Source organism: Amycolatopsis vastitatis (assembly GCF_002234595.1).
In the GTDB taxonomy this organism is placed as follows: Bacteria; Actinomycetota; Actinomycetes; order Mycobacteriales; family Pseudonocardiaceae; genus Amycolatopsis; species Amycolatopsis vastitatis.
The window spans coordinates 142,181-168,912 of the sequence record NZ_NMUL01000022.1; the positions used below are offsets into that span (position 1 = coordinate 142,181).

A 26,732-nucleotide genomic window follows, 5' to 3' on the forward strand; every position below is an offset into this window, starting at 1 on the left:
AGCGGTTACCGGCGCAGCGTGAAGAGCGCCGGTGCGGTTGTCAACGGGGGCGAACTCGAATACTCATTCGGAAACGGATCAGGGGACCGCGCGTTTGTCATGTGGCGACGAGGTTTCACGGTGCCGCAATACGCGGACGGCCAGCAGCGCGCCGGCGAGCGTCAGCCCGGCCGCGGTGAGCAGACCGGCGGTGTACCCGGCCGCCAGTGCCGCACGAGGAGGTGCGCCCGCGTCGAGCCGCACCCCGCGCACCGCGGTCAGCACGGCACCGATCGCCGCCACACCCAGCGCGCTCGACAGCTCCCGGGACGCGGTGAGCAGCCCGGACGCCGTGCCGGAATGGTGCTCCGCCACGACATCCAGGGCGTGCGAGGTCATCGGGACGGTGAACGCCGAGCCTGCCCCGATCAGCACCATGCCCGGGACGCGGGGCAGCAGCGCCGGGACGTGGTTCACCGCGGCGAGGGCCAGCAACCCGGTCCCGACCACGGCCAGCCCGGCCGCAACTGTCCGATGTGGACCGAAACGGGCCACGGCGGCGGGGACGAACGGCGTCGCGGCCACGACCGCCACCGCGACCAGCGCGAGCGGCAGCCCGGCGCGGAACGGGCCGAGACCGAGGAACTCCTGGTGCAGCAACGGCGTGAAGAAGAAGACGCCCGAAATCCCCAGTCCCCACAGCAGCTGCAGGACGAGCGAACCGGTGAACACCCGGTTGCCGGTCAGGGCCGCCGGGACCAGCCGTTCCCGCGCCCGCTGTTCCCGGACGAGGAACGCCACGCCGGGCACGGCCGCCGCCGCGAGCAGCGGCAGCGCGAACCGGGGTTCGGCCAGCGCGGTGGTGAGCAGCACCAGGCTCGCCGTCACCAGGATCATCGCCGTCACCGGCGGCGCGCGGGTCCCGCCGGTCCGGCCGGGTGACGCGGCTCCCGGGAGCAGGGCGAGCATCGCCGCCACGAAGGGGAGGTTGACGAAGAAGATCCAGGCCCAGCCGAGGTATTCGCTCAGGACACCGCCGAGCGCGGGGCCGAGCGCCAGCGCGGCCGCGAGGCACGCCGTCCACACCGCGGCGCCGAGCGTCCGGCCGCGCGCGTCGAGGTTCGTCCGCAGCAGGCTCAGCAGGCCGGGCACGAGGAAGGCGGCCGCCACGCCCTGGAGCACGCGGGCGGCGACCAGCAGCCACACCGAACCCGCCAGCCCGCCCGCCGCCGCACCGAAACCGAACAGGAGGAGAGCGGCCGCCAGGGCCGGGCGCCGTCCCCAGCGGTCGATCAGCGTGCCCGCCGCCGGCAGGAGCCCGGCGAACGGGAGCATGTAGCCGAGTGCGACCCACTGCAGCGCCCCGAGGTCCAGGCCGAGGTCGCGGGCGATGGACGGCGCCCCCGCGGCGACGATCGTGTTGTCCAGCGTCGTGACGAACGCCCCGAGCGCGATCAGCACCAGCGTCGCGGCCCGGGCGTTCACCGCAGGCTCCCCAGCAGTTCGCGGCGGGCGTGCTTGCCCCGGGGCCGGGTGCCGGGGAACCACCAGTTCGCCGCGCCGAAGCGGGCCATCACCGCGGGGACGAGCACGCACCGGACGACGACCGCGTCCAGGAGCACGGCGACGGTCAGCCCGACGCCCGCCTCCCGCACGACGCGGGCGTCGACGAAGGCGAACGACACGAACACCAGCGCCATGATCAGCGCGGCGGCGGTGATGGTGCGGCCGGTCGCCGCGACGCCGTCGACGACCGCCGCCCGCGTGTCATTGTTGCGGCGCCACGCCTCCTGGATGCGGGCGATGAGGAAGACCTCGTAGTCCATCGACAGCCCGAACAACCCGGCGAACAGGAACACCGGCAGGTACGGCTCGATCGGGCCGCCGAAGGCGAACACGACCGCGCCGGTCGTCGCGGCCGCGGTCAGCAGGTTCATCACCGCCGCGGTCAGCGGGATCAGCACGCTGCGGAACACCCAGGCCAGCAGCAGCACCGAAATGCCGACCACACTGGCGAAGAACAGCGGCAGCCGCGCGGTGATCGCCGCCGAGAAGTCGGCGCGGGCCGCGACGGCCCCGCCGACGTGCGCGTCCGGGCTGCCGACGACGGTGGCCATCACCCGCGTCGAGGCCAGCAGCTCGCCGGTGGCCGGATCGTCGGGCGCGGTCCGCGGGATCACCGTGAGCAGCCAGCGGTCCCCGGGCAGCGTGGCTGGCGGGCCGACGTCGGCGCTCGCGAGCAGCGCCTCCCGCAGCATGCCCGGCGCACCGCCGGTCCCGACCACCAGCAGCGGGGCGTCCGCGCCCGGCCCGAAGCCCGCCTCCAGCAGTTCGGCGGCGGTCCGCGTGACGCTGCCGGGCGGGTCGGACGCGGCGTCCGGCACGCCGAGCCGCAGCCCGGCCGTCGGCAGCGCGAGCACGGCCACGACCAGCAGCGCGGCCACGGTGTACGGCCCTGGCCGGGCGGTCACCGACCGCGCGAGCCGGGCCCAGCGGCCGCCGCCGCCGTCCGGCCGGACGCGCATCCGCCGGGCGACCGGCCGCAGCAGCGCCGGCAGCAGGGTCAGCGCGGCGAACCCGGTCAGCAGGACCGAAACGGCAGCGGCGACCGCGATCCCGTCGAGGAACGGCAGGCCGACGGTCAGCATGCCGGCCAGCGACACGCACACGGTGAGCCCGGCGAAGACCACGCTGCGGCCGGAGGTCGCGGCCGCCACGGCCAGCGCCACCGCCGGTTCGGCGCCGTCCCGGCGGCCCTGCCGGTAGCGGGTGAGCACGAACAGGGCGTAGTCGACGCCGACGCCGAGCCCCAGCAGCGCGGCGATCTCGGTGCTGATCTTCGGGACGGTCATGACGTGCGACACCAGCGTCACGGCGGCCAGCGCGCAGCCGACCGACACCGCGGCGGTGACGACCGGGAGCAGCACGCAGGTCAGCGAGCCGAAGGTCACCAGCAGCACCAGGGCCGCGGCGAGCAGGCCGATCCCGGCGTTGCCCAGGTCCGGCGCGGCCGCCGTCATCGCGGCGAGCTCACCGGACGCCCCGGCGGTGAGGCCGGCGGCGCCGCGGACGACGGCGGCCAGCGCGTCGGCCGTGCCCTGCCCGAGGTCCGCGGCCGGCGCGTCGAACCGCACGGTGAGCACCGCGGTGGTCCGGTCGGCGGAAACCCGGCCGGGTGCCGGGGTGACCGCGGCGACGTGCGGAATCGTCGTCAGCCGGGCGGCGAGCGCGTCGAGCCGGGCGCGGCCTTCACCGCTGTCGACCGGCCCGTCCGGTGCGCGAACGACAACGCGTTCCTCGGCGCCGGCCACGCCGCTGCCGCGCAGCAGGTTCGCCGCCGCCGTGCTGTCCGCGGCGGGCAGCTCCACCGTGTCGCGGAAGGCCGCGCCGGTGTGCAGCGCCGCGAACCCGAGCCCGCCCAGCGCCACCAGCCACAGCACGACGACCACGCCGGCGCGGCGGAAGCACCACGAAACGAGCGTCGTCATCCGTCTCCTCCCGCGTGCCGGGGTTGATCACGCTAACAACGGGACGGCGCGCGAAGATACCGTCCCGGTTCACAAATCGGAGTGCGGAAACCCGTGCCGCGGTGAGCGTTCCGGGGTTTGTCGGGCGGGTGACAAACTGCGGTGCGGCCGTTGCCCCCGGGGTGACAGAACCCGATCTCCGCGCAGGGGTGGCGGTTGCCAAGTCCGATCCTGTGTGAGTACATGACCTCCGCGCCGACGAAGGCGCGATCTTTCCACGACGTGCGGTGAGGGGTGTGACCATGACCCGGACGATCACGCAGGCGGCGACGGTTCCGCACCCGAGAGGCACTCTCCCCGCGCGGCAGCTGTGGTGCTCGCTGCCGACGGAGCTCGCGCGGCGGTTCCGCCCGCACGCCGACCCGCTCGCCCGGCGGATCCTCGAGGAGGTCCAGCGGGCCGTTCCGGAGTACGCCAAGCCCCTCGAAGGCGAGTTCGGCAAGATGATCGTGCTGGCCATCGAGCAGGCGGTGCTGAGCTGCATCGACAGCATCGAGAATCTGGCGTCCACTCAGGACAACTGGGCGAAACTGTTCGTGGAGGTCGGAAAGCGCGTTCACCACGACGGCGGGAGCCTCAATTCGCTGCAGGCCGCCTACCGCGCGGGTGGCCGGGCAGCGTGGCGTTACATCGCCGAGCTGGGCCAGGCACACCGCTTCCCGGCGGCGGTGCTCTGCGTGGGCGCGGAAGCGATTTTCGCGTACGTGGAAGAGATTTCGTCGTACTCCGTCGAGGGATACACGCTGGCGCAGGCGATGGCGACGGGCACGCTCGACCGGCGGCGCCGCCGGCTGTTCGAACTGCTGCTCGCCAGCCCGCCGTCGTCCCCCGCGACACTCACGACGATGGCCAGGGCGGCGCAGTGGACCATGCCGGAGTGGGTCACCGTCATCGCGCTCGACCCGCGGACCGAACAGCACCCGCCGCCGTCGCCGCAGGTCGCCGACGACGTGCTGGTCGACCTCGACGGTCCCGAACCCTGCCTGCTGACCCCGAACCCCGACCGCGACCTGCGCGGCCTCGAAGGCCGCCTGCCGGGCTGGCGGGCGGCGGTCGGCCCCCGCGTCCACCCGGCCGACGCGGCGACGTCGCTCCTTTGGGCCCGCCGCACGCTGGACCTGGTCCGCCGCGGCCTGGCCGGCGACCAGCCGGTGACACACACGGCCGACCACCTGGCGACGCACTGGCTGCTGGTCGACCGGTTCCTGCTGGACGAGCTGTCGGCGAAGGTACTCGCTCCCTTCGGCACTTTGACGGTGAAGCAGCAGACCCGGCTGTCGGAGACACTGCTGAGCTGGCTGGAGCACAACGGGAGCACCCCGGAGATCGCGCAGGCACTGGGCATCCACCCCCAGACGGTCCGCTACCGGGTGAGCCAGCTGACCGATCTCTTCGGCGACCGGCTGGCGGACCCGGCGAAGCGGCTGGAGATGCAGATGGCGCTGAGTGCCCACCGGCTGCTGGGCACCCGCCCGCCGTCCGGCGAACGCTGACAGCCCGGCTGGATGGCATGAACGACTCTTTCCTGTCATCGGGCGACAGGGAAAGAGTCGTTCATGACACCGCCCGGCGTCCCTTGACCGTGTGTGCCCGCGAACCTAAAGTCTTCACGGACTGTTAGCGCTAACAGCCGCTGGAGGACCGTCGGATGACCCAAGCACCCCTGCCCGAACCCACCCGGGAGTTCTTCGGCCGCGCCGGTGACGCGGACGTCCACCGGTACACGCTGGGCCGGCCCGGCGGGCTGACCGTCCGCGTCCTCGACTACGGCGGCGTGATCCAGTCACTGGAAGCGCCGGACCGCGACGGGCGGCCGGGCAACGTCGTCCTCGGTTTCCCCACCCTCGACGGGTACGTCGCCAACAACCGGCCCGACGCGGCGCGGGTCTTCCTCGGCGCGGTGATCGGCCGGTTCGCCAACCGGATCGGCGGCGGCACGTTCACCCTCGACGGCGTCCTGCACCGGGTGCCGGTGAACAACGGCAAGAACAGCCTGCACGGCGGCCCCGAAGGGTTCGACACGCGCGTGTGGTCGGCGGCCGGGTTCGCCGACGCCGACGGCGCCGGGCTGCGGCTCACCCTGGTCAGCCCGGACGGCGACCAGGGCTACCCCGGCCGGCTCACCACCGAGGTGACCTACCGCGTCGACCCGCGCGACCGGCTGCGCATCACCTACCGCGCGGCCACCGACGCGCCGACGGTCGTCAACCTGACCAACCACACGTACTGGAACCTGGCCGGCGAAGGCTCCGGGGACGTCCACGAGCACTGGCTGGCGATCAACGCGAGCCGGTTCTGCCCGGCCGACGAAGGCCTGCTGCCCGCCGGCGACCCGGTGCCGGTCGAGGGCACGCCGTTCGACTTTCGCGCCGCGACGCCGATCGGCGCCCGCCTCGGCGAGCCCGACCCCCAGCTGGTGATCGGGCAGGGCTACGACCACAACTGGGTGCTCGACGACGGCTCGCCGTTCGCCGCCCGGGCGTGGGACCCGGCGTCCGGCCGCCTGCTCACGATGTGGACGACCGAGCCGGGCCTGCAGTTCTATTCCGGCAACTTCCTGACCGCGGACCTGGCCGGCACCGGTGGCCGGCCGTACCACCGCGGCGCGGGGTTCGCGCTGGAGGCCCAGCACTTCCCGGACTCCCCGAACCGCCCGGACTTCCCCAGCACCGTGCTGCGGCCGGGCGAGGTCTACCGGCAGGAGACGGTCTACGAGCTGGCCACGGCGGACGGCCCACCGGTGGCGTGAGCGACAACCGCGGCGCCGTCACCGGCGACATGAACGACCACCGCCGTCGGCCGGTGGCGTGAGCGACAACCGCGGGGCGGCCGCCGGGCCGCACCGCTACCGTCGCCGACCATGGGAGAGCTTTCCGCCGTCGCCACCGACCTCGCACCCACCGGCACGCTGCGCGCCGCCATCAACCTCGGCAACCCGGTGCTCGCGCACGGCACGCCGGCGGAGCCGGGCGGGGTCACGGTCGACCTCGCCCGCGAGGTGGCCGCCCGGCTGGACGTCCCGGTGGAGTTCGTCTGCTTCGACGCGGCCCGCAAGTCGTTCGAAGCACTGACCTCGGGCGCCGCCGACCTCGCGTTCCTGGCGATCGAACCGGCCCGCGCGGCCGAGGTGGCCTTCACGGCGCCGTACGTCGTGATCGAAGGCGTGTACGTCGTGCCGCGGGACTCGCCCTTCGCGTCGCCGGCGGAGGTGGACCGTCCGGGCGTCCGGATCGGGGTGAAGGAGGGGTCGGCCTACGACCTGTACCTCACCAGGACCCTCCGGCACGCGACGATCGTCCGCGGCGAGGACGGCGTCACGGCGTTCGAGGCCCACGGCCTGGAGGTGGCCGCCGGGATCCGCCGCCCGATGACCGGCTACGCCGCCGCGCACCCGGGAACACGGGTGCTCCCCGAACGGTTCATGGAGATCCGGCAGGCCGTCGCCACGACCCCGGACCGTCGCCCGGCGACGATCGCGTTCCTGCGCGAACTGGTCGAGGAACTGAAGGCGGCCGGGTTCGTCGCCGAGGCGCTGCGCCGCGCGGACCAGCCGGACGCTGTCGTCGCCCCGCCCGCCGTGGACGGCTGACACCCCCATCCGGACGGCTTTCCCGGCCTCGGTCACGACCGTCTCGCACCCTGATCGCCATCGTCATCGATGCGACATTGCGCCTTCTCGACGGTCGCAACCGGTGTTACATTCCTCGAGGTACAGGGCGATCCTGCGGTCGAGACCCGAGGGGCTGCGATGAGGCTTACTCCCAGCGCTCACACCGACTCGTTCTGCCGCGACCGGCTGCCGCCCGGTGACCAGTGGCCGCGGCTGGTGTTCGACCTGCCGGAACTGCGTTACCCCGACCGGCTCAACGCCGCCACGGCGCTGCTCGACGACACCGTCGCCCGCCTGGGCCCGGACCGGCCCTGCCTGCGCTCGCCCCATGAGACGTGGACCTACGGCGAGGTCCTGGCCCGCGCCAACCGCATCGCGCACGTCCTCACCGCCGAACTCGGGGTCGTGCCCGGGAACCGCGTGCTCCTGCGCGGCACCAACACGCCGTGGCTCGCGGCGTGCTGGCTAGGCGTCCTCAAGGCCGGCGCGGTCGCCGTGACGACCATGCCGATGCTGCGCCGCCACGAGCTCGACAAGATCGTCGACAAGGCGCGGCCGAGTGTCGCCCTGTGCGACGAGCACCTGCTCGACGAGCTACCACCCAGCCTGCCCGTGGTGTCCTACGGCGCCGAACTGGCCGAACGCTGCGAACGCCACCCGGCGGCCTTCACCGACGTCCCGACGGCCGCCGACGACGTCGCGCTGCTCGCCTTCACCTCCGGCACGACCGGGACCCCGAAGGCGACCATGCACTTCCACCGCGACCTGCTCGCCATCGCCGACACGTTCTCCCGGCACGTCCTGCGGCCGGCCTCCGGCGACCTGTTCTGCGGCACCCCGCCGCTGGCGTTCACCTTCGGGCTGGGCGGCCTGCTGGTGTTCCCGCTGCGCGCCGGCGCCTCCGTGCTCCTGCTAGAGCGCGCGACGCCGAAGGAACTGGCGTCGATCGTCGCCGAGCGGTCGGTGACCGTGCTGTTCACCGCGCCGACCGCCTACCGCGCGATCCTCGGCGCCGGCGAGGGGCCGCTGCTGGCCGGGGTGCGCCGCGCGGTCTCCGCCGGGGAAGCACTCCCCGCCACGGTGGCCGAGCAGTACCGCGAGGTCACCGGACGGCCGCTGATCGACGGGATCGGCAGCACGGAGATGCTGCACGTGTTCATCTCCGCGGCCGACGAGGCGGCTGACAGGGCGGCCCGCCCCGGCCGGACCGGCAAGGCCGTCCCCGGCTTCCGCGCCGCCGTCCTGGACGCCGACGGCCGTCCGGTGCCGGACGGCACGCCCGGGCTGCTCGCGGTCCAGGGCCCCACCGGCTGCCGCTACCTCGAGGACCCGAGGCAAACCGACTACGTCCGCGACGGCTGGAACTTCACCGGCGACACCTACGTCCGCGAGCCGGACGGCTACTTCCGGTTCGTCGCGCGCAGCGACGACATGATCGTCTCCTCCGGTTACAACATCGCCGCCCCCGAGGTCGAAGAGGTGCTGCTGACCCACCCGGACGTCGAGGAGTGCGCGGTGGTCGGCACGCCCGACCCGGACCGGGGCGCGGTCGTCACCGCGTTCGTCGTGCTGCGGCCCGGCGTCACCCCGGGCCCGGACGTCGTGCACGCCCTGCAGGAACACGCCAAAGCCGTGGCGGCGCCGTACAAGTACCCGCGCCGGGTGCGGTTCATCGACGAGCTGCCGCGCAACGCGAGCGGGAAGCTCCAGCGGTTCCTGCTGCGCGAGCGGTGAGAAGGGTGACGGGCCCGCTGCCGAGGTGGGGTGGCGGTGGGCCCGTCACGTCTGGGGGTGCCGGGGACATGCCTCCATCCTAGCCGGAGATTCGAACAGGTGTTCGCGTCTGTTCAGGTGAATTCCGGCTACGAAAAGTCACCATCCACCCCGGCTTTCCGGCGGCCGCAACACTTCCGGGCGACAAACAGTCCTCAGTGGACGGTTGCCGAGCACCACAAACGTGACACCGGCGCCGCGAGACACCTCGTCACGCACCCGCCGACACCGCCGCACCGGGCGACGCACGCGGGCCGCCGACGGCGGTAGAACGTCGGGCAGCGCCGTGACCTGGCGTGCGGGCATCACCCTGGCGTGCCGCGGAGGCGGTGGCCGGCGCCGGAACCCGACCCCATAAAGTCTTCGCGCAGCCATCCGGAGGTGAACGCCCGCGTGCCCGAGGTCGACTACTACGAGGTGCTCGGCGTCCGCCGGGACGCCACGGCGGCCGACGTCAAGACGGCCTACCGCCGGCTGGCCAAGACCATGCACCCCGACGGCGGTGGCACGGTCGGCACGTTCCGGCTGCTTCGCGAGGCCTACGACGTCCTGAGCGACCCCGTCGCCCGTGCCCGCTACGACTCCGGCGGCGCCACGGTGGTGCCCGTGCCGGTCCGGCCGCGGCCGCGGCGCCGTTTCGGGGACGAGCCGGGGTTCGTCCCCGGCCTGCCCGAACTCGACGCCGACGACCTGAGCTGGTGGCACTTCGCGGGCGAGGACACCCGGATGCGGCACGGCAGGCGGCGCGGGCCCGGGCACGCGCCGGCGGTCGCCGCGGTGGGCGGGATGGTGCTCGTCCTGCTGCCGCTGGTGACCGGGGCCGGGTTCTCCCCGCCGATGCTCGTCGTCTGGCTGCTGCTGACCGCCGGGACCGCGCTGCTGGTCCAGCGCCTGGCCCGCGGCTACCTGCTGGCGAAAAAGGCCCGGGAAGCGTACGCCGAGGAGTTCGGCGGCCGGACCGTCTTCGGCGCGCCCGGCACCGAGCGCGACGAGCTGGCCGAGCGGCTCACCGCCGACCTGCTGGAGGGCTACCTGACCCGGCTGCCCGGCGCGCGCATCTTCCACGGGCTCGCCTGGCCCGGCTCGGTGTTCGCCGACGTCGACCACGCCGTGCTGTGCGGGAAGCGCCTGGTGCTGATCGAGTCGAAGCTGTGGCTGCCCGGGCACTACGAGACCGCCGGGGACGGCAGGCTGCTGCGCAACGGAAGGCCGTTCCGCGGCGGCGGCAGCCGGCTCGCCGAGAGCCTCGCCGCCTACCGCGACCTCCTGCCGGGCGTGACCCTGCGCGGCGCGATGGTCGTGTACCCGAGCCGCAGCGGCGACCTGACCACGGCGGACCCCGGCGACCTGCCCGTCGCGCCGATGACGCCGGAGGAGTTCCTGCACGAGATCGGCGCGTGGCTCGCCGCCGATCCGTCCACAGTGGACCACGAGGCGCTGCGCACGCTGCGCGACCAGGTGGTCGGCGGCGGCCGGGCGGCCTGAGCCCCGGATCCGGGCGTGCTGCCACACTCACGAGTCATGCGCGCGCTGATCTTCGACTTCGACGGGCTGCTGGTGGACACCGAAGCCTCGGCCTTCCGCGCCTGGCGGCAGGTGCTGGCCGAGTACGGCGCCGACCTGCCGCTGCCGGCGTGGCAGGCGGTGATCGGCGGGCAGTCGAGCGTCGCCGCCGTGCTGTCCCACCTGGAACACGCGATCGGGACGGTCGATCGCGAGGCCGTCGTCGCGCGGTGGCGGGACACGAACCGGGCCTTCGCCGCCCGGATGCCCCTCCGGGACGGCGTCGGCGAGTTCCTCTCGGCCGCGCGAGCCGGCGGGCTGCGGCTCGCCGTCGCGTCGGGCGCGACGCGCGACTGGGTGAGCGAGCACCTGGAGCGGGTCGGGGTGAGCGGCCACTTCGCGGTCGTGTCCGCCTTGGACGAGCACCGGCCCAAGCCCGCGCCGGATGTCTACCTGGCGGCGCTCGACGCACTCGGGGTGCCCGCCTGCGACACCGTGGCGTTCGAGGACAGCCCGGCCGGCGTCGCCGCCGCGGTCGCGGCCGGGCTGCGCTGCTTCGCCGTGCCGAACGAGGTGACGTCCGGGCTGGCTTTCCCCGGCGCGGAGCGGGTGCTGACGTCGTTCGTCGCGCTCACGCCGGGCGATATCGCCCATGATCGATCAAAATGCCACAGACATTGACAGTCCGATGGCCATGATGTGAAGCTCATCAACCAGGATCGAACAAGCTGCGACACTGGGGGCCAGATGTCGGTGATGCTGGGGCTACGGGCCCATGCGGATCGCGCTTTCCTGTCGTGACCTCGCCGCCGACCGGTTGCTCGGCGACGGCGCACGGGTCTTCGCGCGAGCCCGCGAAGCGGCCGAGGCCGGTCATCGGGTCTTCCTGATCGCCGAGGAGCTGCCACCGTCGAGGCACGACGATCGCGTCGAGTGGGTGCCGACCGCGCCCGCGCGGCCGGACCACCGCTACTTCACCGAGGCGCACCGCTATGCCGACCGCGTCCTCGACACCCTCCGCACGCTTGGGGACCTGGACGTCGCCGAGTTCCTGGACGCCGGGGCCGAGGGCCTGACCACGATCCGGGCGAAACGCCTGCTCGGCGAGTTCCCGGGAACCACACTGAGCGTCGTCCGCTGCCCGTGGTCGACCGCCGCCGACGGACCCGCCGCGTACCGGCCGCTCACCGCGGACCACCAGTTCACCGTGTTCGCCGAGCGCTACTGCGCCGAGCACGCCGACGTCACGACCACGGTCACGACATCGGTGACGCCCGTCGCGCGCCGGACCGGACCCGGGGTGTGGCGGCTCGGCGCGTACCGGCCGGACGCCGGGATCGAGACGTTCCTCGAAGCGGCCGCGCTCGTGCTCGACGTCCACCCGGGAACCCGGTTCGAGCTGCGCGGCGAGGACACCCCGACCGATCCGCTCGGCCGGTCCTATCGCGACCACCTGCGCCGCGGCCTGCCGGAACGTCTCCGCCGCGCGGTCACCTTCGGCGGTCCGCTCCAGGACGAGCCGCTGGGTGCCCGCTGTGTCCTGCCTGCCGGCGACGCCGAATGCCCCAGCACCGCCGCGTTCGCCCTGTCGCGCGGGTGCACCGTCGTGGCGCCGAAAGGCAGTACCGCGGCCGACGTCGTCGAGCAGCACGGCGGCGGCATCGTCGTCTCCCCGGACGACCCGGCCGCACTCGCCGAAGCTCTCTCCGCCGAAGCACACCGCGCTGACGCACCGGCGTGCACCGAGAGCCGGTCGGTGCTCTCCTTCCCGCAGGTCGAGGCCGTCACCACGCCGGTCGCACCCGGGCTGGTGAGCGTCGTGATCCCGCTGTTCGACCAGGGCCGGTTCCTCTCCGGCGCCCTCGCCTCCGTGCGCGCCGCCGGGTACGACGACATCGAGATCGTGGTGGTCGACGACGGGTCCACCGATCCCGCGACCGTCGCCGCGTTCGACGCGCTGTCCGATGTGGTCAAGGTGCGCCAGCCCAACGCCGGGCTGTCCGCCGCCCGCAACGCCGGGATCGCCGCGAGCCACGGCTCCTGCGTCGTGCCGCTCGACGCCGACGACGAGCTGCCGCCGGGCTTCCTCGGCCCCGCCGTCACCGCGCTCGCACGGCATCCGGAACTGTCCTACGTGGTCGGTAATCTGCGCTACACGGGCCTGCTGGACCACGTCCAGGCCCCGCTCGGGCACGTCGGCGACGTCAGCGTGGTGGTCAACACGCACGGCCGCGCGACCGGCGTGTTCCGCAAGGAGGCCCTGCACGCCATCGGTGGTTACGACGAGAGCCTGCCCGCGTACGAGGACTGGGACCTGTACCTGCGGCTGGCACGGGCGGGCTTCGAAGGCGATGTCGCACCGGTCGAGGGCCAGCGGTACCGGCGGCACGCCGGCTCGATGACGTTCGGCCACACCAGCGACGACCGGCGCGAGCTGACCCAGCTGCTGCTGCGCAGGCACGCGGCGGACCTGCCGCCGGAACGGTCGCTGCCGCTGCTGCTGACGCTGGCCGAGCTGTGGAAATCCGGGTACGAGCCGAGCGCGTCGGCCCGGCTGCTGGAGGCGCGCGATGGCTGAAACCTTCCCCGGGCTGCTGCGTGACCGCGCGGCCCGCGAACCCGATCGCGTCGCGATGCGCGTCGGCGGCGAAGCGCTGACCTTCGGCGCCTGGCACGACCGGGCGGCGCGGATCGCGGCCGGGCTCGACGTCCGGCGCGGCGAACGGGTCGGGCTGCTCTTCGATGAGCACGACTGGCTCGACTTCGCGACCGCCTACGTCGGGGTGCAGGCGGCCGGAGCCGTCGCGATGCCGATCTCGGCACGCACGCCCAACCCCGAAATCACCAGGCTGCTCGCCGACTTCGGCGCGGCGGACCTGATCCACGGCACCGGTCTCGCACCCGAGAAAGGGCGGCCGCTCCCGGACGTCGTCGCGGATCGGCCGGGCGGGGTCGACGTCCGGCCCGGTGACCTGGCCCAGATCCTGTTCACCTCGGGAACGACGGGCAGGCCGAAAGGTGTCAGCGCCACCCACGCCAACCTGACCTACGGCTACCACCCCCGGATGCGGCGGCGGCCGCTCGCCCACTCGAAGCTGTTCCTGCACGCCTTCCCGCTCGGCACCAACGCGGCGCAGACGATGCTGTTCAACGCCCTCACCGCCGAGCCCGCCGCCCTGGTCCTCCCCCGGTTCGACGCCGAGGAGTTCTGCAAGCTCGTCGAAACCGAACGGGCCGGGACCGCGTTCCTGGTCCCCGCCATGGCGATCGACCTCGTCGCGAGCGGCGCGCCGGACCGGTACGACCTGTCGTCGGTGCTGCTGCTCGGCTCGACCGCCGCCGCACTGCCGCCGGAGATCGCCAAGACCCTGGCGGGAATGTTCCCCAACGCGGACATCGTCAACTACTACAGCTCGACCGAGGCCGCGCCTGCCCAGACGGTGATGATCTTCGACCCGGACCGGCCGGCGGCGGTCGGGCAGCCCGCGGACGGCGATCTGCGGATCACCGACGCCGCCGGCCACCCGCTGCCGACCGGCGAAACCGGCGAGGTCTGGCTGCGCTCCCCGACCACCGCGCGGACCTACTTCGGCGACGCGAACGCGGCTTCGGCGGTGTTCCGCGACGGCTGGGTCCGCATGGGCGACCTCGGCCGGCTCGACGACGAGGGCTACCTCTACCTCGTCGACCGCGAGAGCGACGTGATCAAGTCCGGCGCGTTCAAGATCTCGACCCTGCGGATCGAGGCGGAGCTGTACGCGCACCCGGACGTCCGCGCGGCCGCCGTTCTCGGACTGCCGCATCCCGTGCTCGGCTCGGTGCCCGCCGCGGCCGTCGTCCTGCGCCGCCCGCTGCCGGTCGAGGACCTGCGGGCGTTCGCGGCGGCGCGGCTGGCGCGGCACGAGATCCCGGCGCGCTGGCTGATCGTCGGCGCGCTGCCCCGCAACGACGCCGGGAAGGTGCTCAAGCGGTCACTCCGGAGCCTCTTCGACGCCCCCGCCGAGCCCGCCGCCCCGGCCTCCGGCACCGAGGCGCGGCTCGCCCGGCTCTGGGCGCGGGCGCTCGGCCGGGACGTCCCGGCGGGCGCGGACTTCTTCGCCGCGGGCGGCGATTCGTTCGCCGCCGCCCGGTTCGCCGCGCTCGCGGCCGAGGAGTTCGGCGTCGAAGTACCCGTGTCCTTCGTGTTCGACTTCCCCGATCTCGCCGCCCAGGCCGCCCGCCTGGCCGACCAGCGCCCCGCTGCCGGAGTACAGGTCGACGTGCCGGACGGGGTCCCGCTCAGCTCCCTCCAGGAGTACTTCCTGCGGTGGCTCGGCGAGACGGCCGAGCCGCGGGCCGTGTCGGCGGTCGCGGTGGCCATCCGGATCACCGACCTGCTCGACGTCCCGGCGCTGCGCCGCGCGCTGGACGACGTCGCCGCCCGGCACGACGCGTTGCGCACGGTGTTCCCCGGCAAGAAGGCCGTGGTGCTGGACCGCTGCGAGCCGGACTTCGACGTGATCCTCGCGGACGATCCGGTGCGGCAGGCGTGTGCCGAGCTGGAGCGGCCGTTCGATCTCGCACACGGCCCGCTCGTCCGTGCGCTGGTGATCGAGGAAGGCCCGGAGGAGTTCGTGCTGGTGCTCGGCGTGCACCACCTCGTCTTCGACGGCCACTCGATGGGCGTGCTGCTGCGCGAACTCGGCGAATGCTACGCGGGCCAGGGCCACCGGCTGCCCCCGGCGGCCCGCGCGGCCGACGTCTCGGCTTGGGCGCGGACCCGCTGGCCGGAGGCACGCGAATTCTGGCGGCGCACTCTCGACGGCGCCCCGCCCACCCTCCCCGGCGCACCGCGCTCGGCCGAAGTTCCGGCGTTCGAAGGACATTCCGTCGCGTTCGAGATCCCCGTGGAAGCGGCCGAGCGGCTGCGCGCGGCAGTCGCCGAGCGGCGCGCGACCGTCTACATGGGCCTGCTTGCGGTGTGGGCCAAGGCGATGGCGGAGTGGGCGGGCAGCGACGAGGTCGTCGTGATGTCCCCGCTGCCCGGGCGCACCAAGCCGGAGTTCGACACCGTGGTCGGCTGCCTGGTCCAGTCGCTGCTGCTGCGTATCGACGTCGCCGACGATCCGCCGTTCGAGGAGCTGCTCCCCCGCGTCCGGCAGGTCGTGCTCGACGCGACCGAGCACCAGTACTACCCGTACGAGGAGTTCAGCCGCCGGATCCCGCAGCCGGCCTGGCTGCGCTTCGAACGCTGGGGCGGGCCGGTGCACTTCCCCGGCCTCGAATCCGGACCGGTCGGGCTGCCGCGCGAGCTGATGTTCTCGTGGCCCATGCCGGGCCCCGACCTGAGCGTGCCGGAACTGGCGCTCACCGAGCACCCGGACGGCCGGATCACCGGCTGGCTCGTGCACAACCGGCTCACCTACGAGCCGTCGGCGATCGACCGGCTGGCCGAGCTTCTCCTGGCCCGGCTGAAGGAGGTGCGATGAGGCAGACATCGTTGGCCCAGAACGGGATCTGGTTCACCGAGCGCGCGGTCGACGCGGGGTCGGCGTACCACATCCCGCTGTCCGTCGTCCTGCGCGGCGACCTCGACACGGACGCGCTGGCCGCGGCGTGCGGCGACGTCGTCACGCGGCATCCGCTGCTCGCGTGCGGACTGTCCGAAAGCGACGGTGTGCTCACCCTCGTCGCCACGGATCCGCCGGTCCTGGAACGCGCGGCAGGCACCCGGCGTGAGCTGATCACGCGGCCGTTCGGTGACGGACCCCTCGCGAGGTTCATCCTGCTCGAGGGGCACGAGCTGCTGATCGTGGTGCACCACCTGGTGTTCGACGGCGCGTCGAAGGATATCCTCCTGCGCGATCTGGCCGCCTGCTACAACGCCCGCGTCGCCGGGACCGAGCCGGAACTCCCGGCCGCTCCCCCGGACTACCAGGAGCACGTCGAGGGCGAGACCGAACGGGTCGCGGCGGCACTCGAGGGGGCCAAGGCGTTCTGGGCGACGCGGCCGCTCCCGGCGGACGTCGTGCTGCCCGGGCTCGACGGGCCGCCGGACGCGCACGACGGCGAGTTCGTCAAGCTGACGCTGCCCGCCGGGCTGCGGGAGTCGGCGCGAGAACTCGGGCTGTCGCAGTTCGAGCTGCTGCTCGCCGCGATCCAGGCACTGCTCTTCCGGTACGGCAACGCGCGGCCGTCGGTGGCGATCGACCTGTCCACGCGCACCCCGCGCCACCGGCACGCGGTCGGCGTGTTCGTCAACGAGCTGCCGATCGCGCTCGACGCCGAGGCGGCGACACCGTTCCGGACCTTCGGCGAAGCGGTGCGGGCCGAGCTGCGCGAGCTGTACCGGCACTGGGAAGTGCCACTCGCGCGGGCGGTACCGGGCATCCGGCCCGCGACCGCGCTCGCGCCGGTGTCGCTGAGCTACCGGGACCGGGCCACCACGCCGGAGTTCACCGGCCTGGAATCCACTGTGGACTGGACGGAGTTCGCGTTCGCCGCGCGCAACGCGCTGCACTTCCAGGTCGTCGCCGGGGACGGCGAGCCCGCCCTGATCCTGCAGTACAGCAGCCGCCGGATCGGCCACGCCGACGTCAGCCGGATCGGCGAGCACCTCCGGACACTGCTCGACGCCGTGGTCGCGGCGCCGGACACGCCGCTCGGCGAGCTGGCGATGCTCGGCGAGACCGAGCTGGCGAACGTCCTGTCCGCGTGGAACGACACCGCGGCCGACTTCCCCGAGACCACGCTGACCGCGATGATCGAAGCGCAGGCGGCGCGGACGCCGGACGCCGTGGCTGTCACTTTCGAAGGCGTCGAACTGTCCTATGCGGACCTCGACGCTCGCGCCAACGGCATCGCCCGCCTGCTGCGGGAGCAGGGCGTGGGCACCGACGACGTCGTCGCGATCTGCGCCGAGCGCTCACCCGAGCTGGTCGTCGGGCTGCTTTCCGTTCTCAAGGCCGGGGCGGCCTACCTCCCGCTGGATCCCGAGTACCCGGCGGAGCGGCTCGCGTTCATGCTCTCCGACGCCAAGCCCGCCGCGATCCTCACCCAGCGCCGCCTGCTCGACGAGCTGCCGCCGCTGGAGCGCAAGCCGATCCAGCTCGACGACGTCGTCCGCGGCGAGCGGCCGGATCCCGTCGCGGGCCCGGACAACGCGGCCTACGTCATCTACACCTCGGGCTCGACCGGCCGCCCGAAGGGCGTGGTCACCGGCCACCGCGCGATCGTCAACCGGCTGCACTGGATGCAGAAGACCTACGGGCTCGGTGCCGACGACGTGGTGCTGCAGAAGACCCCGGTGAGCTTCGACGTCTCGGTGTGGGAGCTGTTCTGGCCGCTGACCACCGGCGCCCGGCTGACGCTCGCCAAGCCGGGCGGCCACAAGGACGCCGCCTATCTCCAAAGCCTGATCGCCGCGGGCGTCACGACCGTCCACTTCGTCCCTTCGATGCTGGAGGTGTTCCTCGCTGAGGAGGACGCCGGCGCACCGGCTCTGCGCCGGGTGATCTGCAGCGGCGAAGAACTGCCCGCCGACCTCGCGCGCCGGTTCACCGGCCGCTTCCCCGGCGTCGAGCTGCACAACCTGTACGGCCCGACCGAAGCGGCGATCGACGTCAGCCACTGGCACTGCCGGCCGGACCTCCTGGACGGGCTGACGCGGGTGCCGATCGGGCGGCCCATCGACAACATCCGGCTGTACGTCCTCGACGCGGACCGGCGGCTCGTTCCGCCGGGCACGCCCGGTGAGCTGCACATCGGCGGCGTCGGCGTCGCGCGTGGCTACCTGAACCGGCCCGAGCTGACCGCCGAGCGGTTCGTGCCGGACCCCTTCGAGCCCGGCGCGCGGCTGTACCGGACCGGCGACCTGGCGCGCCACCGGCCCGACGGCACCCTCGAGTTCCTCGGCCGGATCGACACCCAGGTCAAGATCCGCGGCCAGCGGGTCGAACTGGGCGAGATCGAAGCCGCCCTGCGCGGCAGTGATGTGCGCGGCGACGTGCGCGACGCCGTCGTGGCCCTGCGCGAGGACCGGCCTGGCGACCAGCGCCTGGTCGCCTACCTCGTGGGCGCGACACCGCGGCCCGAGGAGCTGAAGGACCGGCTCAAGCGCATCCTGCCCGACTACATGGTGCCCAGCGCCTACGTCACGCTCGACGCGTTTCCCCTCACCCCGAACGGAAAACTCGACCGGAAGGCGCTTCCCGCCCCGTCACCGTCCACTGCGGACGCGGGCGGCACCGAGCCGCGCACGGACGTCGAGAAGCTGATGGCGCAGCTGTGGCAGGAGGTGCTCGGCCTGGACCGGGTCGGCATCGACGACGACTTCTTCGACCTCGGCGGCCATTCCCTGCTGGCCACCAAGGTGGTCTCGCGGCTGCGGCGCCGGCTGCCCGAAGGCTCGCCCGGGATCACGGTGATGGACGTCTTCGCGGAGCCGACGATCCGCGAGCTGGCCGCGATGATCGAGACGCCGGACGCGGAAAGCCGCGCGGGCAAACGGCTTTACGAGCTGACCCGGCCGATCCCCGATCACGAACGAGTGGTCACGTACATCGGCGTGCCGTACGCGGGCACCAGCGCGGTCGTCTTCCAGCCCCTGGCCGACGCGCTGCCGCACGGGTGCACTCTGTTCGCCGTGGCGTTGCCGGGCCACGACCCCGGCGTCGTCGAGGAATCGCTGCCGCTGGAGGAAATCGCGCAGGAGTGCGTCGGCGAGATCCTCGAGCGGGTCACCGGTCCCCTGGTCCTCTACAGCCACTGCCTGGGCAGCGCGCTGACCACCGAGATCGCGCGCCGGCTGGAGGCGGCCGGGCGGGAGATCGACGCGGTCTACGTCGCCGCGAACTTCCCGTTCGCGCTGCCGGTGCGGGGCGCGCTCGGCAAGCTGGGGCAGCTGACCAAGCTGAAGCGGCTGCGCAGCGACCGGTCGTGGGCGAACTGGCTGCGCGGCATGGGCGCCGACCTCGAAGGCCTGCCGCCCGAAGAGATCCAGCTGATCGTCAAGCTGATGCGCGAGGACGGCGCGAACGCGGAGGACTACTTCTCCGCGCTGCTCGACACCGGCGCCGCGAAGCTGCGCGCGCCGATCATCTCGGTGGTCGGCGAGCGCGACCCGATCACCGAGTACTACCAGGAGCGGTACCGGGAATGGCAGATCGTCACCCGGAAGACGGCGCTGGTCGTGCTCGACGAGGCCGGGCACTACTTCCTGCGGTTCCGCCCCGAAGAGCTCGCCGAGATCATCACCAGCACGCACCCCGCCCTCGCCGCCGGGACCACGGACAAGCTGACGCACGAGGCCCGCGGCGAGGACGCCAGCTGGTGGTTCGTCGAAGTCTCCGAAGCACCCGACGACGTGCCACCGCCACGAACGCCCCAGCCCAGCCTGGGCCGGTTCCTGACGGTCGCGGCGGGTCAGCTCGTGTCGATCACCGGCTCGCAGCTGACCGAATACGCGATTCCCCTGTGGATCTACCTCACCACAGGATCGCTGACGTCATACGCGACGTCGTGGATCTTCGGCATGCTCGGGCTCTTCCTGGCGCCGGTCGCCGGGGCGATCGTGGACCGGTGCGACCGGCGGAAGGTGATGCTCGCCGCCGACTGCGCGTCCGGCGTCATCCAGGGCGTGTTCGCGCTGATCTACTTCACCGGGGACCTGAAGATCTGGCAGATCTGGATCGGGCTCGGGCTGCTCTCGGTGGCGCTGGTCTTCCAGCGGCTCGCCTACCAGTCCGCGGTGCCGCAGCTGGTGCCGAAGCACTTCCTCGGCCACGCCAACGGCGTCGTGCAGCTCTCGACCGGCATCGGCCAGTTCATCGCGCCGCTGCTCGCCGCCGCCGCGATCTCGCTGTTCAGCCTCGGCGGGATCCTGGTGTTCGACCTGGTCAGCTTCGCGGTCGCAGTCGCCGTCGTCGCCGCGGTCCGGTTCCCGCGGTCGATGCCGCACCGGCATCGCGAATCGCTCGGGCGCGAGATCGTCAACGGCTGGCGCTATTCGGTCGGCAACCGCTACATCCGCGGCATGGTCGCCTACATGGGGCTGCTCAACATCTTCCTGTCCGCGGTGATCCTGCTGATCTTCCCGCTGGTGCTGTCCTTCGGATCGCTGTCCACGGTGGCCACGGTGTCGTTCCTCGGCGGGATCGGTGCCGCGCTCGGCGGGCTGGCGATGTCGATGTGGGGCGGGCCGGGGCGGCGGCGGATGCGCGGGATGCTGACCGCCGGCGTCGCGATGGGCCTCTGCGGCGCGTTCGCCGGGCTGCACGCGGGCGTCGCCGTCGTCGCGACCGGGCTGGCCGGGATGTTCTTCTGCGTGGCGCTGGTCAACGGCATCCACGCGACGATCGTGCAGGTCAAGGTGCCGCAGCGGTACCACGGCCGGGTGTTCGCGCTGGACCAGATGATCGCGTGGTCGACCATCCCGCTCGGGCTGATCGTGGTGGCACCGCTGGTGATCGGGTTGTTCGAGCCGCTGCTCATGCCCGGCGGTGGGCTCGCCGCGAGCGTCGGCGCGGTGCTCGGGACCGGCCCGGGCCGGGGCATCGGGTTCAGCTACGTCGTGCTCGGGCTGCTGATCGTCGCGCTCGGCCTGGCGGCGCTGCGCACCCGCGTGCTCTCGCGCTTCGACGAAGACATGCCGGACGCGTTGCCCGACGACGTCGTGGGCATCCAGGCACTGCGGGAGCGGCGGGGAGAAGGAGCGCGTCGATGATCGAGCGGGCCTTGGCCACCCACGGCGACCTGCCGGCATTGCTCGCGGAGGACGGCACGGTCACCACCTACCGTGAGCTCGCCGCGCAGGTCGACGCGCTGTCCGCCTGGCTGCGTGGTGTCGTGGCACCGGACCAGGTCGTCGCGGTGGCCGAGGGCAACTCGCCGTCCGCGGTCGCCACGCTGCTCGCGACGGCTTCGGTCGCGGTCTGCGCGCCGCTGCCTCCCGCGCCGTCGGCGGCGGAACTGCGCGCGCTCGGCGCGTCCGTGGTCATCGCCGGCTCGGCCGAGGCCGACGTTCCGGTGATCCGGCCCTTCGCCGACGTCGGCCGGGTGTCCGGGCCGCGGTGTTCGGTGCCGGGAACCGCTCTGCTCGTGCGGACCTCCGGCAGCACCGGCGCGGCGAAGCTCGTGCCGCTGCCCGCCGAGGCGGTGCGGCACGCGGCGTCGCTCGTCGCCGGGACGCTCGGGCTCACCGCCGCCGATCGCGCGCTGAACGTGCTGCCGCTGCACCACACGCACGGTCTCGTCGGCGTGGTGCTGTCGACCCTGACCGCCGGGGCGAGCGTCGTCTGCCTGCCGGGCTACCGCGACGAGGGGATGCTCGCCGCGTTCCGCGCGTTCACGCCGACCTGGTACAGCGCCGTTCCGGCGATCCACGCGCGAGTGGCCGCGTTCGCCGCCGGCGGGCAGCTCGACGGGCACCGGCTGCGGTTCGCGCGGTCCGCGTCCGCCCCGCTGCCCGAACCGCTGCGGGTGCGGCTCGGAGAGGCGCTGGGAGTCCCGGTGCTGCAGGCCTACGCGCTGACCGAGGCGCCGGGCGAGATCTGCGCGCACAGCCCGTCCGTGCCGGTGACGCCGGGCACGGTCGGGCCGCCGGCCGGCTGCGAGGTCTCCGTGCACGCGTCGGGCGAGATCATGGTGCGCGGGCCGCACGTCTGCCCCGGCTATCTGTCCACGGTGGACGGTCCGCTGATCGGGCACCCCGGCGGCCTGCTGGCCACCGGCGACCTCGGCCGGCTCACCGGCGACGGCGAGCTGGTGCTGTCCGGACGCCGCGACGACGTGATCAACCGCGCCGGTGAGAAGGTCTTCCCGGAGGAGCTGGAGAACGTCCTGGCCGGGCATCCGGGCGTGACCGACGTGGTGGTCGGCGGCGCGGCGGACCCGGTGCTCGGCGAAGCCGTGGTCGCCGTCGTCGCCGGCGACGCGACCGACGACGACCTCCGCCGCCACTGCTCGCGGACGCCCGGCCGCGGCCCGGACCGGTTCGCGCGGGTCACGGAGATCCCGCGCTCGGCCACGGGCAAGGTGAACCGCCGCGCGCTGGTCGCCTCGCTCGGCCCGGCGGCCGCCGGGAGCGGCGACGTGCTCGGCGCCGTCGCCGCCATCTGGGCCGAAGTGCTGTTCCTGCGGTCACCCGACCCGGACACCGGCCTGGACGAGCTGGGCGGCGAGTCGCTGCACGGCGCCCGCATCGAGGCGCTGGTCGCCGACCGCCTCGACGTCCGGCTGCCACCGTCGGCCGTCCTGGACCGGGGGATCACGATCCGCAAGATGGCGGCCCTGGTCCAGGATTCATGAGCCGTCCGGGCGGTTCTCGGCCACGCCCGGCCGCGGCAGACCCCTCGACCGCCACCGGCGTCCTGGGCACCGCGGAAGGCGGGCGAGGGGCATGAGCCCCGCCGCCACCCTCGGCACGGTGCTGCTGGCCTACCTCCCGGCCGCGGTCTCGCCCGGCCCCAACTTCGTCCTCATCGCGCACACCGCCGCGGCCGGAACCCGCCGGGCCGCGGTCGCCGTGGCGCTCGGCGTCGTCGCCGCGGGCGGGCTGCTGGCCGCGGTCGCCGTCTTCGGGCTGGGCACCCTCCTGGCACGCGAACCGTGGCTGGCCACCACCCTCCGCATCGTCTGCGGCGCCTACCTGGCCTGGCTCGGCATCCGCCTGTGGTGGACCGCCCGAGCCGCGGAAACCGCTCCACCCGACACTCACGGCAACGCATTCCGCCGCGGCGTCCTCAGCAACCTGACCAACCCCAAAGCCGCGGCCTTCTTCGGCAGCGTCCTCACCGCGGCGCTGCCGCCCACCGAACCCACGGCCGTCAAGGCCGCCGCGGTCGGCCTGATCGTCGCCGCCTCGGCCGCCTGGCACCTGAGCGTCGCCCTCCTGTTCTCCTCCCCCGCCACCCAACGCTGGTACGCCCGCGCGAAACCGGCGCTCAACCGGGTAGTGGGCACGATTCTCGTGGTCCTCGGTGTCGTCTTGGCCATAACGCCGTGAAGGCCTCCCCGCGCGAGCGAGGAGGCCTTCACCGACGAACCGCGGTACTACCGGACCCCGCCCGAAGCACGCTGCTTCTGGGCGTGCGCGGACCGGGTGCAGACCTCGCCGACGTCGACCGTCTGGGCGCGGTCGACGAAGACGTCCGCCACGCCGACGAGCTTGCCGTTCGGCGACGAGCAGGTCAGCTGGTAGGCCTCCTTCGTCCCGTAGGTCGGCGGGATCGGCGACGCGAACGACACGTCACCGATCCAGTCGTCGGGGACGTTCGGGTCGGTCTGGTCGTAGTTGACCACCACGGCCTTGTAGTCGCCGGCCGGCGGGTCGAACAGCACGGCGTGCTCGGACGTCGTGCCGCCGTTCGCCGACGAGGTGACCAGGTTGCCCGCCGAGTCGTAGACGTACAGGTCCCAGTCGGTCGTGGTGTTCTTCCAGTTGATGTTCACGCTGAACTTCCCGTTGTCGACCTTCGGCAGGCCGTCGACGTGGAAGGTGAACGACTCCGCCGTCGCGTCCGTCGGGTAGTTCTGGTTGATCGGCGGCACGCCCGCGGGGTTGGTGACCGCGACGCCCTGCTGGGCCGGGCCCTGCGGGGTGCGCCCGTACCGGCCGGCCACGTACGGCCGCGTCGACGGGTTGACCGACCAGGCGAACCGGCCGCCGGTGGCGGTGAACTTCGAGTTCAGGTCGTCGGTGTAGTAGATCGGCGGCTTGGTCGAGCCGTCCGGCTGCAGCACCGGCGACGTCGGCGTCTGGAACGTCTTGTGCAGCTTGAGCTGGTAGCCCTTGGGCGCCGAGCCGATCAGCGTGGAGTGCTGCTGCGGGTCGGCGGCGTTGCCCAGCATGTCCAGGAACGCCTGGCGGTTGCCGCCCTTGCCGGCCCCGGTCGCGGGGGCCAGGCCCTCGTACTCGGCCACGACGCTGTCGGCGTAGGGCCCGTGGAAGCCGTTGCCGCCGACCTCGATCGTGAAGCCCCAGCCGCCGGTGGCCCAGTACGACCAGTCCTCGGTGGTGCCGGTCGTGTCGTAGAGCGCCCAGCTCGGCTCGCTGGTGTAGCCGTTGCGCGAGGCCAGCTTGTCGCCGAGGGCCTTGTACTGCGGCTCCTCCAGCGGCGGGCGGACGTCCGCCACGCCCGGCGGGCGCAGCACCAGCGCCGCGACGGTGTGCATCGTCAGCAGGTTGGTCACCTGGCGCGAGGCCACGACCGAGCGCACGTTCCGGACCTCGGGCTCGCTGAACGGCGCGGACCCGCGGAAGGTGTCGCCGCTCCAGGCCAGCTCGGCGCCGTTGCCGCCCCAGAAGCCCGCGTAGTTGCGGTTCGGGTCGGTGCCGCGCAGGCGGCCGCCCGGGTTCGCCTTGCACACGCCGGTCGCGTACTGCGGCGGCGAGTCGTTGACGTTGCAGTTCTTGCGCTTCATCTCGTAGTCGAACCGGGTGAAGTCGCCCTTGGGCTCGGCCTCGCGGGAGATCTCGAACCCGTCCGGGTTGATGATCGGCACGACGATGTTGCGCGTCTTGCTCACCAGCGACCGGATGGCGGCGTCGCGCGAGTAGCCGTTGACCAGCTCGTACGCCCACTCCATGACGTGCTCGCCGGCCGGCCACTCCCGGGCGTGGTGCACGCCCATGGTGAAGTTCACCGGCTTGCCGTCGGTCAGGTTCTTGACATCGGTGGCGATCTCGACGCCGACGACGTCACGGCCCTCCCACGTCGATTCCGGCATGGTGAACGCCGAAACCAGGCTCGGGTTCTTCCGGGCCAGCTCCTTCATCTCGTAGTTGTACTCGTAGAGGTGCCGGTAGCTGGTCCGCCCGGACGGCAGCGCCGACGCGGCGGTCTTCGCGGCGTACTGGCGGTCGGTCTTCGCGTCCTGGACGGACTTGGCCGAGAGGTCGGCCTCGATCACCTTCGACTTGAAGCCGCTGTTCTTGAGCGTCTGGCGGTCGGCGTCCCCGGCGAGGACGACCTCGACCCCGGTCGCGTCGCCCTTCTCCGTGACGTCGAGGCCGAGGGCGGTCAGCTTGTTCTTGTCGGCGCGCGTGGGCGTCTCGACGCGGACGAGCTCCGCGCGCTGCGCCGCCGCGGCAGCGCCGGTCGGCGTGCCCTGCGGAGTCAGCGCCAGGAAGTCGACACCGAGCTGGACCTGGCCCGCCGAGCCGCCGTACCGGCAGCCCTGGACGACGAGCTCTTGTCCCTTCTTGACGAAGCTCTCGGCGAGTTCGTGGGAACGCAACGCCGTCGAGGCGGCGACCACGGCGCCCGTGGCCTTGTCGAACACGGCGACGTCCCAGTCGCCCTCAGCACCCTGGACCGCCTTGAGCCGGGCCTGGACGAGACCGTCCACCGTGGACGTCAGCTCGCGGCGGTCGGCGCCCGACGTCCCCTTGGGCAGCACTTTCGCGAAGCACGAGCGCGCTACCGACTTGTCGGCACGCAGGATGTTCTGCGCCGCGCCCGCGGTACCGGACGGCAACACGACGAACGTTCCGGCCAGCGCGACGGCCGAAGCCAGCATCACTAGCCGTCTTGGTGAATTCCCCACAGGAAAAGACCTCCTTGACCGTGGCCGGCAGGACGGACCTACCGGTAGCGAGGGACCATAATGGAGGAAATCCGGCCAGGGTAACCGCCGTAAGTTGTACAGGTGGACCACGACGAAGCCTTTCACCGGGAGTTCAACCACCGGTCGGCTACTGTCGGTCCATGGTCACGGTCTCTGCGCGACGGGTTTCGGCCGCGGTGTCGCTGACGGGTGTCGCCGCACTGGTGGCCGGTGCCGCGCTGGTGCTGCTGCTGCAGGTCATCCCGCCGACCGACGAAATCAGCGTCACCCGCCGCACGATCAGCGAGTACGGCCTCTCCGACCACAAGTGGGTCTTCGACCTCGCCGTGGTCCTGGTCGCGCTCGGGTCGGCCGCGGGGCTGGCCGTCCTGGGCCGTCAGCGGCGGCTCCCGGTGCCCGCGGCCATCCTGGGTACACTGTGGACGGTCGGGCTGCTGGTCATCGTCGCCTTCCCGAAGCCGGACTGGGCGACGGTCTCGCGTGCGGACTTCGGCGGCACGCTGCACCGGATCGCCAGCGTCGTGGCGTTCGTCGCGCTGCCGCTGGCCGTGCTGGTGGCGGCGCGGACGGCGTTCCCCGCCTCGCCCGGCCGCCGCCGGCTGGCGCGGGTGCTCGCGATCGCGTCCCTGGGCTGGTTCGCGGTCATCCTGGGCGCGGTCGTGGTGGCCGCGGTGGACGGCGGCCGCTGGTGGACGCTCATCCCGCTCGGCCTGGTGGAACGCGGGATGGCGCTCACCGAGCTGGTCGCGCTGGGCGTCCTGCTGGCGCCGATCGGCGAACGATCAAGGCGGGAG

Annotated in this window: 15 protein-coding genes; 12 read left to right on the forward strand and 3 right to left on the reverse strand. The window is 73.0% G+C overall.

Annotation, left to right across the window (positions count from 1 at the left end):
- Window positions 1–78: 78 nt before the first annotated feature.
- Window positions 79–1,464: an MFS transporter gene (locus tag CF165_RS22740; RefSeq protein ID WP_093949565.1), complete on the reverse strand. Its 1,386-nt coding sequence runs from the start codon at window positions 1,462–1,464 to the stop codon at window positions 79–81.
- Window positions 1,461–3,467 carry an MMPL family transporter gene (locus tag CF165_RS22745; protein ID WP_093949566.1) on the reverse strand — a complete coding sequence of 669 codons (2,007 nt, stop codon included), beginning with the start codon at window positions 3,465–3,467 and terminating at the stop codon, window positions 1,461–1,463. Before CF165_RS22745 ends, CF165_RS22740 begins: the two co-directional genes overlap by 4 nt.
- 281 nt (window positions 3,468–3,748) lie before the next feature.
- On the opposite strand from CF165_RS22745, the gene CF165_RS22750 reads away from it, so the two are divergent.
- The 11 genes from CF165_RS22750 (at window position 3,749) to CF165_RS22800 (ending at window position 23,374) form a co-directional block, all read left to right on the forward strand.
- Window positions 3,749–4,999 carry a PucR family transcriptional regulator gene (locus tag CF165_RS22750; protein WP_093949591.1) on the forward strand — a complete coding sequence of 417 codons (1,251 nt, stop codon included), beginning with the start codon at window positions 3,749–3,751 and terminating at the stop codon, window positions 4,997–4,999.
- A 155-nt stretch (window positions 5,000–5,154) separates the two neighbouring features.
- Window positions 5,155–6,255, forward strand: coding sequence for an aldose epimerase family protein (locus CF165_RS22755; protein WP_093949567.1), 1,101 nt, complete (start codon window positions 5,155–5,157; stop codon window positions 6,253–6,255).
- A gap of 111 nt (window positions 6,256–6,366) precedes the next feature.
- Window positions 6,367–7,095, forward strand: coding sequence for a transporter substrate-binding domain-containing protein (locus CF165_RS22760; RefSeq protein ID WP_093949568.1), 729 nt, complete (start codon window positions 6,367–6,369; stop codon window positions 7,093–7,095).
- A gap of 159 nt (window positions 7,096–7,254) precedes the next feature.
- Window positions 7,255–8,850, forward strand: a complete 1,596-nt coding sequence (locus CF165_RS22765) for an AMP-binding protein (protein ID WP_093949569.1) — start codon at window positions 7,255–7,257, stop codon at window positions 8,848–8,850.
- Window positions 8,851–9,282: 432 nt separating this feature from the next.
- Window positions 9,283–10,374, forward strand: coding sequence for a J domain-containing protein (locus CF165_RS22770; RefSeq protein WP_093949592.1), 1,092 nt, complete (start codon window positions 9,283–9,285; stop codon window positions 10,372–10,374).
- Window positions 10,375–10,410: 36 nt separating this feature from the next.
- Entirely contained in the window at window positions 10,411–11,073 is a 663-nt protein-coding gene (locus tag CF165_RS22775; protein ID WP_093949570.1) for an HAD family hydrolase, read from the forward strand.
- A gap of 94 nt (window positions 11,074–11,167) precedes the next feature.
- Window positions 11,168–12,970, forward strand: coding sequence for a glycosyltransferase (locus tag CF165_RS22780; RefSeq protein ID WP_093949571.1), 1,803 nt, complete (start codon window positions 11,168–11,170; stop codon window positions 12,968–12,970).
- Entirely contained in the window at window positions 12,963–15,860 is a 2,898-nt protein-coding gene (locus CF165_RS22785; protein WP_093949572.1) for an AMP-binding protein, read from the forward strand. The genes CF165_RS22780 and CF165_RS22785 overlap by 8 nt, the downstream gene beginning before the upstream one ends.
- Window positions 15,857–21,094 carry a non-ribosomal peptide synthetase/MFS transporter gene (locus CF165_RS22790; protein ID WP_093949573.1) on the forward strand — a complete coding sequence of 1,746 codons (5,238 nt, stop codon included), beginning with the start codon at window positions 15,857–15,859 and terminating at the stop codon, window positions 21,092–21,094. The genes CF165_RS22785 and CF165_RS22790 overlap by 4 nt, the downstream gene beginning before the upstream one ends.
- On the forward strand, window positions 21,091–22,677 hold the full coding sequence (locus tag CF165_RS22795; protein WP_093949574.1) for a non-ribosomal peptide synthetase: 1,587 nt from the start codon (window positions 21,091–21,093) through the stop codon (window positions 22,675–22,677). Before CF165_RS22790 ends, CF165_RS22795 begins: the two co-directional genes overlap by 4 nt.
- Window positions 22,678–22,768: 91 nt before the next feature.
- Window positions 22,769–23,374 carry a LysE family transporter gene (locus CF165_RS22800; RefSeq protein WP_093949575.1) on the forward strand — a complete coding sequence of 202 codons (606 nt, stop codon included), beginning with the start codon at window positions 22,769–22,771 and terminating at the stop codon, window positions 23,372–23,374.
- A gap of 47 nt (window positions 23,375–23,421) precedes the next feature.
- Here the strand turns inward: CF165_RS22800 and CF165_RS22805 are convergent, their stop codons facing one another.
- Window positions 23,422–25,890, reverse strand: coding sequence for a M14 family zinc carboxypeptidase (locus tag CF165_RS22805; protein WP_205660941.1), 2,469 nt, complete (start codon window positions 25,888–25,890; stop codon window positions 23,422–23,424).
- A 188-nt stretch (window positions 25,891–26,078) separates the two neighbouring features.
- On the opposite strand from CF165_RS22805, the gene CF165_RS22810 reads away from it, so the two are divergent.
- A partial coding sequence (locus CF165_RS22810; RefSeq protein ID WP_093949577.1) for a DUF998 domain-containing protein occupies window positions 26,079–26,732 on the forward strand: 654 nt, incomplete at its 3' end.

Bases quoted from the DNA above. Each gene is read 5' to 3' on its own strand.
- CF165_RS22745 (WP_093949566.1), bottom strand. From the start codon at position 3,467: ATGACGACGCTCGTTTCGTGGTGCTTCCGCCGCGCCGGCGTGGTCGTC.
- CF165_RS22750 (WP_093949591.1), top strand. From the start codon at position 3,749: ATGACCCGGACGATCACGCAGGCGGCGACGGTTCCGCACCCGAGAGGC.
- CF165_RS22755 (WP_093949567.1), top strand. From the start codon at position 5,155: ATGACCCAAGCACCCCTGCCCGAACCCACCCGGGAGTTCTTCGGCCGC.
- CF165_RS22760 (WP_093949568.1), top strand. From the start codon at position 6,367: ATGGGAGAGCTTTCCGCCGTCGCCACCGACCTCGCACCCACCGGCACG.
- CF165_RS22765 (WP_093949569.1), top strand. From the start codon at position 7,255: ATGAGGCTTACTCCCAGCGCTCACACCGACTCGTTCTGCCGCGACCGG.
- CF165_RS22775 (WP_093949570.1), top strand. From the start codon at position 10,411: ATGCGCGCGCTGATCTTCGACTTCGACGGGCTGCTGGTGGACACCGAA.
- CF165_RS22780 (WP_093949571.1), top strand. From the start codon at position 11,168: ATGCGGATCGCGCTTTCCTGTCGTGACCTCGCCGCCGACCGGTTGCTC.
- CF165_RS22785 (WP_093949572.1), top strand. From the start codon at position 12,963: ATGGCTGAAACCTTCCCCGGGCTGCTGCGTGACCGCGCGGCCCGCGAA.
- CF165_RS22790 (WP_093949573.1), top strand. From the start codon at position 15,857: ATGAGGCAGACATCGTTGGCCCAGAACGGGATCTGGTTCACCGAGCGC.
- CF165_RS22795 (WP_093949574.1), top strand. From the start codon at position 21,091: ATGATCGAGCGGGCCTTGGCCACCCACGGCGACCTGCCGGCATTGCTC.
- CF165_RS22800 (WP_093949575.1), top strand. From the start codon at position 22,769: ATGAGCCCCGCCGCCACCCTCGGCACGGTGCTGCTGGCCTACCTCCCG.
- CF165_RS22805 (WP_205660941.1), bottom strand. From the start codon at position 25,890: ATGCTGGCTTCGGCCGTCGCGCTGGCCGGAACGTTCGTCGTGTTGCCG.